10 protein-coding genes are annotated in these 13,069 nt (G+C 71.8%); 6 read left to right on the top strand and 4 right to left on the bottom strand.

Features of this window, described 5'->3' with window-relative positions; translation table 11 throughout:
* Nucleotides 1-19: 19 nt before the first annotated feature.
* Nucleotides 20-1,711: a rhamnogalacturonan lyase B N-terminal domain-containing protein gene (locus ACFY1J_RS06405; protein ID WP_390730776.1), complete on the top strand. Its 1,692-nt coding sequence runs from the start codon at nucleotides 20-22 to the stop codon at nucleotides 1,709-1,711.
* Here the strand turns inward: ACFY1J_RS06405 and ACFY1J_RS06400 are convergent.
* Nucleotides 1,668-2,114: an SseB family protein gene (locus ACFY1J_RS06400; protein WP_390730775.1), complete on the bottom strand. Its 447-nt coding sequence runs from the start codon at nucleotides 2,112-2,114 to the stop codon at nucleotides 1,668-1,670. The two genes, ACFY1J_RS06405 and ACFY1J_RS06400, sit on opposite strands and share 44 nt — an antisense overlap.
* Before the next feature lie 109 nt (nucleotides 2,115-2,223).
* Nucleotides 2,224-3,633, bottom strand: a complete 1,410-nt coding sequence (locus tag ACFY1J_RS06395; RefSeq protein ID WP_390707312.1) for an RICIN domain-containing protein — start codon at nucleotides 3,631-3,633, stop codon at nucleotides 2,224-2,226.
* 183 nt (nucleotides 3,634-3,816) lie between these two features.
* On the opposite strand from ACFY1J_RS06395, the gene ACFY1J_RS06390 reads away from it, so the two are divergent.
* Entirely contained in the window at nucleotides 3,817-5,928 is a 2,112-nt protein-coding gene (locus ACFY1J_RS06390) for an autotransporter (RefSeq protein ID WP_390730774.1), read from the top strand.
* A gap of 263 nt (nucleotides 5,929-6,191) precedes the next feature.
* Nucleotides 6,192-7,130, top strand: a complete 939-nt coding sequence (gene mmuM / locus ACFY1J_RS06385) for a homocysteine S-methyltransferase (protein ID WP_390707314.1) — start codon at nucleotides 6,192-6,194, stop codon at nucleotides 7,128-7,130.
* Nucleotides 7,131-7,233: 103 nt separating this feature from the next.
* On the opposite strand, the gene ACFY1J_RS06380 is transcribed toward mmuM, so the two are convergent.
* A complete protein-coding gene (locus tag ACFY1J_RS06380; RefSeq protein ID WP_390707315.1) occupies nucleotides 7,234-8,817 on the bottom strand; it encodes a carboxylesterase/lipase family protein in 1,584 nt (527 codons plus the stop codon).
* Nucleotides 8,818-9,149: 332 nt separating this feature from the next.
* On the opposite strand from ACFY1J_RS06380, the gene ACFY1J_RS06375 reads away from it, so the two are divergent.
* A complete protein-coding gene (locus tag ACFY1J_RS06375) occupies nucleotides 9,150-10,205 on the top strand; it encodes a LacI family DNA-binding transcriptional regulator (RefSeq protein WP_390730773.1) in 1,056 nt (351 codons plus the stop codon).
* A gap of 77 nt (nucleotides 10,206-10,282) precedes the next feature.
* Here ACFY1J_RS06375 and ACFY1J_RS06370 read toward each other — a convergent pair whose 3' ends face one another.
* Entirely contained in the window at nucleotides 10,283-10,930 is a 648-nt protein-coding gene (locus ACFY1J_RS06370) for a TetR family transcriptional regulator (protein WP_390707317.1), read from the bottom strand.
* A 70-nt stretch (nucleotides 10,931-11,000) separates the two neighbouring features.
* Here ACFY1J_RS06370 and ACFY1J_RS06365 point away from each other — a divergent pair, with 70 nt between their 5' ends.
* Nucleotides 11,001-12,563 (top strand): MFS transporter, encoded by a 1,563-nt coding sequence (locus tag ACFY1J_RS06365; protein ID WP_390730772.1) that lies wholly within the window; start codon nucleotides 11,001-11,003, stop codon nucleotides 12,561-12,563.
* 11 nt (nucleotides 12,564-12,574) lie between these two features.
* Nucleotides 12,575-13,048, top strand: coding sequence for a hypothetical protein (locus ACFY1J_RS06360; RefSeq protein ID WP_390707319.1), 474 nt, complete (start codon nucleotides 12,575-12,577; stop codon nucleotides 13,046-13,048).
* The last annotated feature ends 21 nt before the right edge of the window (nucleotides 13,049-13,069 follow it).

Raw genomic sequence — 13,069 nt, 5'->3', positions numbered from 1 at the left:
TCCCGAAGGAGGCACCCCCATGTCCGGATCACCGAACAGACCGATCGGACGCCGCACCTTCGTGGCCGGCACCCTGGCCGGCACCATGGCCGCCGCCGGCTCGGCGGCCCTCGTCGGACCGCTCGCGGGCAGCGCGTCCGCCGCGGGCTTCGGCTGGAGCGACGACGGCTCGAACTACGTCGTCGACACCGGCGCGGGCCTCGTCTTCAAAGTCGGCAAGGCCAACGGCGACCTGACCTCGCTGGTCCACCGGGGCACCGAGTACCAGGGCTACGGCGGCAAGAACTCACACATCGAATCGGGCCTCGGCACCTCCACGGTGACCATCGCCCAGTCCGGCTCGACGATCCTGATCTCCGTCACGCACGGCACGCTCAAGCACTACTACGCGGCCCGCAGCGGTGAGAACAACGTCTATCTGTGGACCGACAAGGCGGACTCGTCCGTCAGCGCGACCCGGTACATCGTGCGTGTCAGGGCGGGCCTGTTCCTCAACGACGAGCCCGACTCGTACACCTACGCGCCCACCACCATCGAGGCCTCGGACGTGTTCGAGAAGTCCGACGGCCAGACCCGCTCGAAGCACTACTCGAAGCTGCGCGTGATGGACTACACCCACCTCGGCTGGAGCACCGGAAGCGTCGGCCTGTGGATCGTGCGCAGCAACCACGAGAAGGCCTCCGGCGGCCCGTTCTACCGCTCGCTGCTGCGACACCAGAGCGCGGACGGCGGCGGGCTGTACGAGATCCTGTACTACGGCGAGAACCAGACGGAGCCCGAGCGCTACGGCCTCCAGGGCCCGTACGTCATCGCGTTCACGGATGGCGGCGCGCCCTCCTCGTCGCTGTACCCGGGCACGCTGACGACCCCGTGGGCGGATGGGCTGGGCATCTCGGGATATGTCCCCGCGAGCGGCCGGGGCCGGGTGGCGGGCGTGGGCATCGCCGGGCGGAACACGGCGTACGCCTACACGGTCGGGCTGGCCAACTCGGCGGCGCAGTACTGGGGTTCGGCGCGCTCCGCGGACGGTTACTTCTCCGTGGCCGGTGTGCTGCCGGGGACGTACACGCTGACCGTCTACAAGGGCGAGCTGGCCGTGTACAGCACATCGGTGACGGTGTCCGCGGGCACGACCACCACACTCGACACGATCACCGTCCCCTCGACGAACGACCCGGGCAACGCGACCGCGATCTGGCGGATCGGCGACTGGAGCGGAACGCCGGGCGGCTTCAAGAACGCGGACCTGATGACGTACGCGCATCCGTCCGACGTCCGTGCCGCGTCCTGGACCGGCAACGTGGTGATCGGCAGCGGCACGGAGACCTCCGCGTTCCCCTGCTACCTCTGGAAGGACGTCAACAGCGGCCTGCTGGTGTACTTCAGGCTCACCGCCGCCCAGGCCGCCGCCGCGCACACCCTGCGGATCGGCGTGACGACCGCTTACGCCAACGGCCGGCCCCAGGTCGTCGTCAACGACACCTGGACGTCGTCGATCCCCTCCCCGCCCACCCAGCCGAGCACGCGGTCACTGACCGTGGGCTCGTACCGGGGCAACAACCACACCTTCACCTACAGCATCCCGGCGAGCGCCTGGCGCACGGACACCGGCCAGTACAACGTGCTGAAGATCAACGTGGTGAGCGGTTCGGGAACGACGGGCTTCCTCAGCGCGGGGACGTCGGTCGATGCCCTGGATCTCCTGGCCTGACGGGACATCCGGCGAGCAGCCGCCGCGCCTCGGGGGCGGACAGGGTCAGCGAGTTCTCGCCGCCCGCGTCGACGACCAGCATCACCTCGTCCGTCGGCCAATGAGCGGCCAGCTGGTTCAGGGTGACACGTCGGTAGCAGGGCACCTGGGGGAAGGCCCTGAGCAGCGCCTTCTCCGAGGTGAAGACCATGACCGCGGGGGCGCGGCGGACGCTTTCAACCACCGGCAGCACCAGCCGCACGAACTCGGCGCGGCCGTGTGCGTAACGGACACCGCCGATCGCGGGGATCAGCACGTCGCAGCCCGCCAGCGCTTCCCACGCACGGAGGTCGGGCGCTCCGGCCAGATCCCGCAGGGCCTCGCGCGCCACTGCCTCGAAGACTTCCGCGGGGATCTCGGTCATAGCGCCACCTCTGTCACAGGCCTCCGTGTCCCGCCGCCACGGCGCACACCTACCCGCGATCGGCCGGGTCATGCGAGCGCCTTTGCGGCTCCGGTCCTCGACGTGCCGGTCAGGTGCCGCGGGTCCACTGCTGATTGGTGCCTCCGTTGCAGGTGTAGGTGATGATCGCGGCGGAGTTGGCGGTGGCCGCGCCGGAGACGTCCAGGCACTTGCCGGTGGCCCTGGCCTTGATGTTCACATAGGAGCCGGAGGTGACCACCGACCACTGCTGGGTGGTGGCGCCGGTGCAGTTCTCCTGGGTGACGTTGGTGGAGTTCTCCCGGAGGCACAGGGAACTGCCCCGGCCCATCAGCTCGTAGTAGCCGGTGCCCAGGTCCTTGAACCACCACTTCTGGTTGGCGCCGCCGTTGCAGGTGTACTGGCTGATGGCCACGCCCTGCCAGAGCGACTGGCTCGGTACGTCCGCGCACTTGGAGCTGTGCCGGGCGATCAGCGTGTTGTACGTGGCGCCCGTGCCGGTGACCGTCCCGGCGGACGTGTCGACGGAGACTTCCGGGTACCAGGACATGGACATCGAGGTGGACGTCGGGAAGATCAACGGCAGCCAGACGTAACGGGAGTCGTTGACGGTGCCGCCGAAGGAGTTGCCCCAGCGGTCGCCCATGTAGAGGTACGAGGTGCCCGAAGTCCCGGTGACCGGAAGGACGTACGCGGTCTGCGAGTTGTACGCCGTGGAGTCGCCGATGTTCGTCCAGGCCGTCCAGGGGCCGGAGAGGGAGGTCGCGGTGGCGTACTGCTGTTGGTTGGCGTTCCAGCCGGTCGCGCCCGACGTCAGCATGAAGTAGACGCCGCCCCGCTTGAACAGCGCCGGGGCCTCGCGATGGCCGCCCGGCCAGGGGTTGGCGACCAGGCCGGCGACGGCGGTGTAGTCGGCGGTGAGCCGGTAGATGTGCAGGTCGTAGTTCTCGTTGGCGGCCGAGACCATGTACGCGGTGCCGTCGGTGTCCACGTAGGCCGTGAGGTCACGGGACATGTACTGGCCGAGCGGCCGGAAGCTGCCCTGGTAGGTGTAGGTCCCGTCGATGGTGTCGGAGACGGCCACGGCGGCACGGGCCTGGCTGTAGTCGACACCGTTCTCCTTGTGCATCCACATGACGAACTTGCCGGTGGCCGCGTTGTAGATGACCTTCGGCCGCTCGATGTAGGCGGTGCCCAGCTCGGCGGCGCTGGACTGCGTCAGAACGCGGTTGCGGAACTCCCAGGTCCTCAGGTCGGTGGAGCGGTACGCGTCCACGGACCGGAAGGTGTTGTCGGAGTTCCGGTCCTCGCCGAACCAGTAGTAGTAGCCGCCGACCTTGATCACCCCGCCGCCGTGCGCGTGCACGACGGCGCCCGAAGTGTCGGTGAACTGGGAGCCGTTGGTGACGGTCCCGGCCGCGGCCGCGGCGGGTGAGGCGGTGGCCAGGGCGCCGATCAGCGCCAGACAGAGGGCGAGCAGGATCGCGTACGCACGTCTCATCTCACACACTCCGGCAATGTTCGAGGCTGCGAACGGCATTTGTCATGGCGAACGTTGGGATCACCGAAAAGGTAGGGGCGTGCCACGAGGAGGTCAACGGGTCCGACGGGACGGAGGAGAAAGCCCTTTCAAGCGTTGCCCGATTTTCTGTTATCGACCTCGCCCCGCCCCGTCTCCAACGATGTGCGCAGCCATCTCCACACCACGACAGCCGCCGCCGGCGCCCTCGCTGCGGTCGCCGCCCTGCTGGTCACCGCTCCCCCGGCGGCAGCCGCCGGCACCCGGGACATCACCGCCGACGTGCTCGCGAACCGGGACGTGGCGCTCACCGGCGACTCGGTGGTCACCGTGCCGTCCGGAACGACCACGTACGACGGCGTGTTGCACGGCCGGGGCACGCTCACCGTGCGCGGCGGCGGCACACTGATCCTCACCAGGGACAGCGACTTCACCCTGCCCGGGTCCCGGCAGCGGCAGGTGGTGCGCACCCAGGGCGGCAACCACCCGTACACCACCGTGTCCAACCCCGACCCGCCCGCCATCACGGTCGAACGCGGTGCGACGCTCCAGTACGGCACGGGCGGCGGCACCGGCCTGATCGGCCACTTCCCCTACGCCACCCCCGGCTACCGGCTGAACCAGCTCAACATCCGGGTCGACGGCACCCTCCGCCTGTCCCTCACCCGCACCTTCAACATCGGCACCGTCAGCGGCTCGGGGCTGGTCACCCAGCCGCGCAACATGTGGGGCACGCTCGACCTGGCCGGGACCCACCCCTTCTCCGGGGTCATCGACAACGGAACCGGAATGGCCGTGGGCCGCCCGGAGTTCCCGGTGGCCCTGCCCGCCGCCCGCGCGATCCTCAACCAGGGCTCGTGGATCATCGACACCCCGCTGAACCGGACGATCACCCTGCGGCAGGACTTCTACCAGCGCGCCTACGGCAGCGACGTCAACGTCCACACACGGCCCGGCAGCAAGGTCGTGCTGACCGGGCAGTACAGCTACAGCGACCGGGGCGGCGACACCCACCCCTCACTCAGCGACCCGGACCTCAACTGGCGGGCGATTCCACACCAGTTGAACAAGCGTGGGACCAACATCGAGGGCGCCGACGTGCGGTGGGGGGACGGGACCACGCACCGGATCTTCATGCCGGGCACGCGCGACACCGTGTACATCAACCTGCACATCGCGAGCGGTCGGCGCTCCCGCCTCACCTTCGACTACGACGGCCCGGTCACCCTGGGCGCCCCGATCGGCGGCGGCAGATATCACGACACCCTGGCCGCGCCCGGCGCCGGGGACATCGTGATCGCGGGGACCCGCGGGAACGACGTGACCTTCGCGGCCGCGCAGTACTACGACGGCTCGACGACCGTCCGGGAGGGTGCCGTGCTGCGGCTGGGGTCCGGCGCGAAGGGCGGCGACGGTGCCCTGCTGACGGGGACCGCGCGGCGCCGGATCGTGAACGACGGGACCCTGTTCCTGCGGAACACGACGACTCCCGTGCGGCTGAGCCACGTCGGCGGGAGCGGCTCCCTGGTGCAGTCGGGCGCCGCCACGACCACGCTCACGGGCGGCGCGGTGACCTACACCGGGACGACGACCGTCACGAGGGGCACGCTCGCCCTGCGCTCCGGAGCAACTCTCGCCCACAGCAGGGCGATCCGGCTCACCTCGGCGGGGGCGCGGCTGGACGCGGGCTCCTCGGGGCTGCGGGTCACCACGACGCTCACCGGCAAGGGCACGGTGCGGGGTCCGGTGACGAACGACGGCCTCGTGGTGGGCGGGCTGACGGTGACCGGGGACTACGTCCAGCGCGCGAAGGGCCAACTGGTCCTGCGGGGCGAGCCGTTGAAGGTGGCGGGCGCGGTCCGGCTGGCCGGGTCCTTCGACATGTCCGCCGCCGGGACGGATACCGCCCACGAGATCACCGTCATCGACCACACGGGCCGCTCCCGGACCACCGGCGCCTTCGACGGCCTGCGCGAGGGCGCCCGGTTGAAACTCGTGGACACGGTCTACCGGATCAGCTACCGGGGCGGCGACGGCAACGACGTCGTCCTCACCGCCGACGACGGCGGCCACGGCCCCGCGGCGAACCAGCCCACCCGGGCCGAGTCCGACACGAAGGCGGTGGACACCAGGAGCGCGAACACCGCGGCCGACGCCTTCGGCTGGTGGCCGTACGTCCTGGCAGCCGGCCTCCTGGGCGCCCTGGTGTTCCCGGCGGGCCTGCGCGCCCGGGACAGGGGGCGGCGGAGGGGCGGGCGGCATGCGGCGCAGGGCTGACACCGAGCGGCCGATGATCGCCCGGCGCCGTTTCGACCAGGTCCTGTCGTCAAATCCCCGTCGTCCGCCCGGAGGGCGGGCCTTGCGGCGTCATGGGGGTCCCCCTGCTCGACGAAGCCGAGAGCTTGGGGGGGCGTGCTCTCGGCGTGCCGGGCCTCGGCCCTCGTACTGGACGTACTTGGGTCGGGGCCCGGTGCGGCGAGAGGGCGTGCATGGCGTCGACGGGCAGGCGGGGATTTGACGACAGGGCCTAGCGTCGTGACATGACCAGCAACACCACCCCCGCAGCATCCCCCGGCTTCGTCGAAGCCCTCGTCACCGGGACCGTCGTGCTCGACGGCGGCATGTCCAACCAGCTGGCGTCCGCCGGGCACGATCTGAGCGACGAGCTGTGGTCGGCGCGGCTGCTCGCCGAGCAGCCCGAGGCGGTCACCGAGGCGCACCTCGCCTACTTCATGGCGGGCGCCGACGTGGCGATCACCGCGAGCTACCAGGCCACCTTCGAGGGCTTCGCCCGGCGCGGGATCGATCGTGCGGAGGCGGCCCGGCTGCTCGCGCTCAGCGTGGAGCTGGCCCGGGAGGCGGCACGGCAGGCCCACGACGAGGGGATCGCGCGCCCGCTGTGGGTGGCGGCCTCGGTCGGTCCGTACGGGGCGATGCTCGCCGACGGCTCGGAGTACCGGGGCCGGTACGGGCTGAGCGTCGACGCGCTGGAACGCTTCCACCGCCCGCGTCTGGAGGTGCTGGCGGCGGCCGCGCCCGACGTCCTGGCCCTGGAGACGGTCCCGGACACCGACGAGGCGACGGCACTGCTGCGGGCGGTGCGCGGACTCGGTGTGCCGGCCTGGCTGTCGTACACGATCGACGGGGACCGCACCCGCGCAGGTCAGCCCCTGGACGAGGCGTTCGCCCTGGCCGCCGACGCGGACGAGGTCGTCGCGGTGGGCGTCAACTGCTGTGCTCCCGGGGACGTGGACCGAGCGATCGGGACCGCGGCCCGGGTGACCGGCAAGCCGGTCGTCGTCTACCCCAACAGCGGCGAGACCTGGGACGCCGAGTCCCGCACCTGGACCGGCCGCGCCACGTTCACCACCGAACAGGTCAAGGCGTGGCACGACGCGGGCGCCCACCTGATCGGCGGCTGCTGCCGGGTGGGCCCCCGGGCGATCACGTCGGTTGCGCGTGCGCTGGCGACGGTCTGACCCGACCTGCCCCCGCCCGGGTCGGCGGCGTGCCGTCCGCCCGATGCCTGCGCCCCGCTGCCTGCTCCCCGCTCGCGGCCGCCGGTGACCGGCGGTCGACGAATCAATGCCTGCGGGTCCCCACCGAGCGGCGCAGGCGGCGTACCGCGGACGCCAGTTCCGCGGCGCGCGCGGGTGTCGGTGTGCCGTTGACGGTGCTCGGCTCCGGGGTGTCGCTGTCGGCCGCCGCCGCGGCCCACAGGGCGAGTTCGGCGTCCCGCGGGCCGAATGCAAGGTGCGGTTCACCCTCGCCGAAGATCTGGACAGGATGTTCGGAGTCCCACGGCCGCCAACCCGGATCCCCCGTGTCGGCGAACCGCACCCAGGCCCCGTGCATGGCGTCGCACAGTTCCTTGGGCGCGCCCTCGCCGGCGAGCTTCGCCGAGTCCGGGACGTGCCCCGTGTCGAAGACGAACCCGAGTTCCAGAGCGTGGCAGGCCCCGAGGCCGGGCAGGTTGGAGGGCCAGGCGAACTCGTAGACGTACGACGATCCGGGACGCGCGTCCGCCAGCCGGTGCATCGGGAGGCGCAGCAGATGGTCCGTGACCATCTGGCCGACGATCTCGGCGGTGCCGGCCTCGGGATGCAGCGCGCGGTAGCCGCGCGGCACCTCGTGGCCGCAGTGGCAGCGGGCCATGGCCCCGGCGAGCGCCACCGGCCCGAGCCGGTCCACATGGTCCATGAGGCCGCCCGGCACCAGCCACAGCCGGTACTCGTCGCGGGTCCAGCCCATGAGCAGGTCGACGCCGCCCGCGGCCTCGCCCTCCACCAGGGCCTCCAGCGGGTCGCGCGGGACGATGTCGCCGTCGACGACGATCCCGAACGCGGGACTGCCCAGGACCGGGCTGCTCCGCCGCCCCACCTCGGCCTGGGTGCGCAGCAGCAGGTCGCGGTCGACGGCGGCGAAGGCCTCGGCCGTGGCGGGGACCTTGAGCCGGGCCGCCATACGGCGGACCATCCGCCGTACGCTGTCGCGTTCCGAGGCCTCCGGCGGTCCGCTCTGCAGTACGGCACGGCGGACAAGGCCCTGGGCGCCCGGCGCGGCTATCAGCGCCCCGATGCTGATGGCCCCGGCCGACTGTCCGGCCAGGGTGATCCGGCCCGGGTCGCCACCGAAGGCCGCGATCGACTCGTACACCCATTCGAGCGCGGCCAGTTGGTCACGGAGTCCGGGGTTGGGGGGAGAGTCGGGGAACAGTCCGTAGCCCTCGACGCCGAGCCGGTAGTTGACCGAGACGAGGACGACGCCGTCGCGGGCGAAGCCATGGCCGTCGTACACCGGCACGGACGAGGATCCCCTGGTCAGGGCGCCGCCATGCAGCCACACCAGGACGGGGAGCCGGGCCGCGGGGCCGGGCTGCGGGGTCCAGACGTTCAGATTGAGACAGTCCTCGCCGCCCACGAAGGGGTCGGAGAGGTAGTGCGCGAACACTTCGGAATACGGCGGTTTCGGCGCGGTCGGCCCGAAGGCGCCCGCGTCGCGCACACCGTCCCAGGGCTCGGGCGGCTCGGGAGGCCGGAAGCGGCGGGGCCCGAAGGGCGGGGCGGCGTACGGGATGCCGCGGAACACCGCGACCTCACGCTCGTACCTGCCGCGGACCGCTCCGTAGGGGGTTCTGACCACGGGGCCCGCCGAGTCCTCCGCCATCCGCCCACCAGCTCCTCCCGCGCTCGCGTTCGCACACCGGTGCGGGCCGGTCATGCGTGCCGTCTCACACCGGTAAGACAAGAGGATCACATCGGCTTCCGGTATTCCGGTGCGGAGGGGCCACGGACGGCCGTTCGGGTGACGGCACACCGCCGCCCCCTCTCCGGCCCGCCGGGCACCCTCACTGTTCGAGGTTGCGAAAGCCCGACCCGCCTTGATCCCGCGAATTCCCATGTCTTCACGCCGAGTTGAGCCACACCTATCGTAGGAAGCGCTTTCTGTGGTCGCAACTTTCGATGGTCCTCGGTCGGACCGGAGAGGCGGGTTCGGCGATGGCGCGTGCCGGGGGTGCGAGCGTGGCGGCCGGTCCGACGCTGGCGGTGGTGGCCCGCGAGGCCGGGGTGTCGGTGCCGACGGCGTCGAAGGTGGTCAACGGCCGCGAGGACGTGGCGCCGGAGACCCGCCGCCGGGTCACCGAGGCACTGGACCGGCTGGGTTATGTGCGCAGACCCCGCTTCGACACGGCAAAGGCACCGGGGCTGGTCGACCTCGTCGTGCACTCCCTGGACAGCTCCTGGTCGGGCGCCGTGCTGCACGGGGTGGAGGAAGCGGCGCACGAGGCGGGCCTTGAGGTCGTGGTCTCGGCCGGGCTCAACCGGACCCGGGCGGGCCGCCCGGAGCGCGGCTGGCTGGACAAGCTGACGGCACGCGGCTCGTCGGGAGTGCTGTTCAACCTGGCCGAGCTGTCCCCGGCGCAGTACGCCTGGCTCGACCACCACCGCATCCCGTACGTGATGATCGACCCGGCGCACGAACCGCCGCCGGGCGTGGTGTCGGTCGGCGCGGCGAACTGGCAGGGCGGGGTGACCGCGACCGAGCACCTGCTGACGCTGGGACACGAGCGCGTCGCCGTGATCGCCGGGCACCGGCGCACGATGTGCGGCAGTGCCCGGGTGGCCGGCTACCGGTCCGCGCTCGCCTCGGCCGGGGTGCGCCCGCGTCCGGAGTACGTGCGGCACGCGGGCTTCGACGAGACCACCGCCCGGCTGCGCATGCTGGAACTGCTGGACCTGCCCGAGCCCCCGACGGCCGTGTTCGTCTGCTCGGACCGGATGGCCCTCGGGGTGTACACGGCACTGGCCGAGCGGGGGCTGCGGGTGCCGGACGACATCAGCGTGGTCGGTTTCGACGACCTGCCCGAGGCCCGCTGGGCCACCCCGGCGCTGACCACGGTGCGCCAGCCGCTGTCGGAGATGGCGGCGGCGGGCCTGCGCCTGCTGGTGCGGATGATGCAGGGCGAGCGCCCGGAGGGGACGCGTACGGAACTGTCGACCCGCCTGGTCCGGCGGGCGAGCACGGCCGCGCGGCCCGCGGGGACGGGCGCATGACCCGGTCCCGTCACCCATTCGACTCGGCGTCAACGAGGAGGACAGTCCGACGTCGAGCCCGGCAGACCTCTGCGGAGTCACTCCCCGGCGAGCGGGCCCCGAGCAGACGCATGCCGCGCCGGGGGATTGTGGTGTGAAGGCCGGCGCAGCGCCAGGCGCAGCGGGGGCCCGTAGATGCGGGTTATTTCATCGATCGTCATGGGAGCGACGGGTTCGAGGCGCAGGATGTAGCGCGTCACGACGAGGCCGGCGATCTGCGCACAGAACGCCCCGGCGCGCTTGCGGGCGTCCGCACCGCCGAGCATGGCGGCGATCTTGTCGATCATTTCCCGTTCCATCACCTCCTTGACCAGGCCGGCGATGGCCTGGTCGTGGGTGGCGGCGGCAATCAGTGCGCGCAGCGGGGCCCCCGATTCGGGGTCCTCCCACAAGGCGAGCAGGTCGTGCAGGGCGCGCTGGGGGAAGGTCGCCGGGTCGCCTTCGATGGTGCGGGCGAGAGTTTCCGCCGGGGTGGCGGCCAGGGCGAGGGCCGCGCCGAACAGGCCCTTCTTGGAGCCGAAGTAGTAGCTGACCAGGGCGACGTCGACACCTGCCTCGGCGGCGACGGAACGCAGGGTGACCGCCTGGTATCCGCCTTCGAGGAAGCGTCGGCGGGCGATGTCGAGGATCTGGGCGCGGGTGTCGGGTTTCCCGGCCCTTCTGCCCCGCCCCGAGGAATTCATCATGGTTGAGATTGTACGAGCGGCCGCGTGAATCTGTGCCGGTACCTGCTCCCGCAGCGAAGGACCGACCTCCGTGCTCTCCGATCCGCGACCGCCTGTCCTTGAGGCTCCTGGCCGAGCCGTACGCCAGGGCGCTGTCCTGGCGATCACCTGCCTCGCACTGGCGACCGTGGTCGCCGCGATGGCCTCACTCAACGTGGCGCTGCCCGACATCGCACGCCACACACACGCCGACCAGACCCAGCAGACCTGGATCATCGACGCCTACAGCCTGGTGTTCGCCTCGCTGCTGCTGCCCGCCGGGGCCTTGGGGGACCGGTTCGGCCGGCGCCGGGCGCTCGTCGTCGGCCTGGTGCTCTACGGGGCCGGATCCGTGCTGGCGGCCCTGGCCACCGACCCGAACGTGCTGATCGGGCTGCGTGCGCTGCTGGGGCTGGGGGCCGCGCTGATCATGCCGGCCACCCTGTCGACGATCACCAGCAGCTTCCCGCGCGATCAGCGTGCCCGGGCGGTCAGCGTCTGGGCGGCGGTCGCCGGCGGCAGTGGGGTGCTGGGGCTGCTCGCCTCCGGTCTGCTCCTGGAGTGGTGGTCATGGGAGTCGGTGTTCTGGTTCAACGTGCTGCTCGCCTCGGTCGCGCTGGCCGGAACGCTGGTGTTCGTGCCCGAGTCGGCCGAATCCCGTCCGGCACCGCTCGACGTGGTCGGCGCGGTCCTGGCGGCGGCCGGCGTCGGCGCGCTCGTCTACGCGGTGATCGAGGCCCCGGTGAACGGCTGGAGCGATCCTCTGACCGTCGGCGGCAGCGCGCTCGGCCTGCTCGTCCTCGCGGGCTTCGTCGCCTACGAACTGCGCCGGCGACACCCGCTGCTGGACCCGCGGCTGTTCCGCAACCGCCGCTTCGCGGCCGGATCGCTCTCCCTCACGCTGCAGTTCTTCGCCCTGTTCGGCTTCATGTTCGTGATCATGCAGTACCTGCAGCTGGTACGCGGCTACAGCGCCCTGAGCGCCGCGCTCAGCCTGCTGGCGATGCCCCTCGGGATGATCCCCGCCTCCCGGCTGAGCCCGCTGCTCGCCCAGCGCCTGGGGGTGCGCGGCCCGTGGGTCGCGGGGCTGCTGATGCTCGGCGCCGGTCTGGCCGTCCTGTCCCACCTGGACGGCGCCAGCACGTACGGGCACCTCGCTGCCGGTCTGATTCCGCTGGGCGCCGGTCTGGGGCTGGCGATGCCCCCGGCGACCACCGCCATCACCGACGCCCTGCCCAAGGAACTGCAGAACGTCGGCTCCGCTGTCAACGACCTGGCACGCGAACTCGGCGGCGCCCTGGGTATCGCCGTGCTCGGCAGCCTTCTGACCGCCGCCTACCGCAGCGACCTCCACCTGACCGGCGTCCCGCCGCAGGTCGCCGAAGCGGCCGAGTCGTCGCTGGCCGGCGCCGCCGCCGCGGGCGGCACGGTCCTGCACCAGGCTCAGGCCGCGTTCACCACCGGGCTGCACACCGCCCTGCTCGGCGCCGCCATCACCGCCGTCGTCACCGCCGTCGCCGTGGCCGTCCTGTTGCGCCGCAGTCCCGTCGGCCGGACGCAGGACGCCGTCTCCCTCGATCCGGTGGCTCACGGCGGACAGCAGCGGCCGGAATGACGGAGGACCCGTTGCTCGACAGACTCTTCGGCCTGCCCGCCCACCCGCTGATCGTCCACGCCACCGTGGTCGTCGTACCCACTGCCGCCGTGGCCGTCGCGTTGGCCGCGCTGTGGCCGCGGTTCCGGGTATGGGCGGGACCGCTGCCTCTCCTGCTGAGCCTCACGGCCCTGACCCTGGTCCCGGTGACCGTCAAGTCCGGCGAGTCGCTCGCGCGGCGCCTCGACGAGACAGCCCTGACACAGCGGCACGGTGACCTCGGCCAGGGCCTTCTCCCCTGGGTGGGCGCCCTCACCGTGGCGGCCGCCGCCCTGTTCTGGCTGAACCGTCGGGACGCACACCCCCCGCGCACACAACACCCTGCCCGCTTCCGACTCACCGCCGCGGCGCTCATCCTCCTCGCCCTGGCGGCGGCGACCGGCAGCAGTCTGCAGATCGTCCGCGTCGGCCACAGCGGCGCCGAGGCCGCCTGGACACGACCCTGAACCCCACCGAGTCAATCCCCT

This window comes from Streptomyces sp. NPDC001406, assembly GCF_042895285.1.
Taxonomy (GTDB): domain Bacteria; phylum Actinomycetota; class Actinomycetes; order Streptomycetales; family Streptomycetaceae; genus Streptomyces.
This window is presented reverse-complemented; position numbering and strand designations above follow the sequence as displayed.

Coding starts and splice junctions, on each gene's coding strand:
- ACFY1J_RS06405 (WP_390730776.1), top strand. CDS start 20: ATGTCCGGATCACCGAACAGACCGATCGGACGCCGCACCTTCGTGGCC.
- ACFY1J_RS06400 (WP_390730775.1), bottom strand. CDS start 2,114: ATGACCGAGATCCCCGCGGAAGTCTTCGAGGCAGTGGCGCGCGAGGCC.
- ACFY1J_RS06395 (WP_390707312.1), bottom strand. CDS start 3,633: ATGAGACGTGCGTACGCGATCCTGCTCGCCCTCTGTCTGGCGCTGATC.
- mmuM (WP_390707314.1), top strand. CDS start 6,192: ATGACCAGCAACACCACCCCCGCAGCATCCCCCGGCTTCGTCGAAGCC.
- ACFY1J_RS06380 (WP_390707315.1), bottom strand. CDS start 8,817: ATGGCGGAGGACTCGGCGGGCCCCGTGGTCAGAACCCCCTACGGAGCG.
- ACFY1J_RS06375 (WP_390730773.1), top strand. CDS start 9,150: ATGGCGCGTGCCGGGGGTGCGAGCGTGGCGGCCGGTCCGACGCTGGCG.
- ACFY1J_RS06370 (WP_390707317.1), bottom strand. CDS start 10,930: ATGATGAATTCCTCGGGGCGGGGCAGAAGGGCCGGGAAACCCGACACC.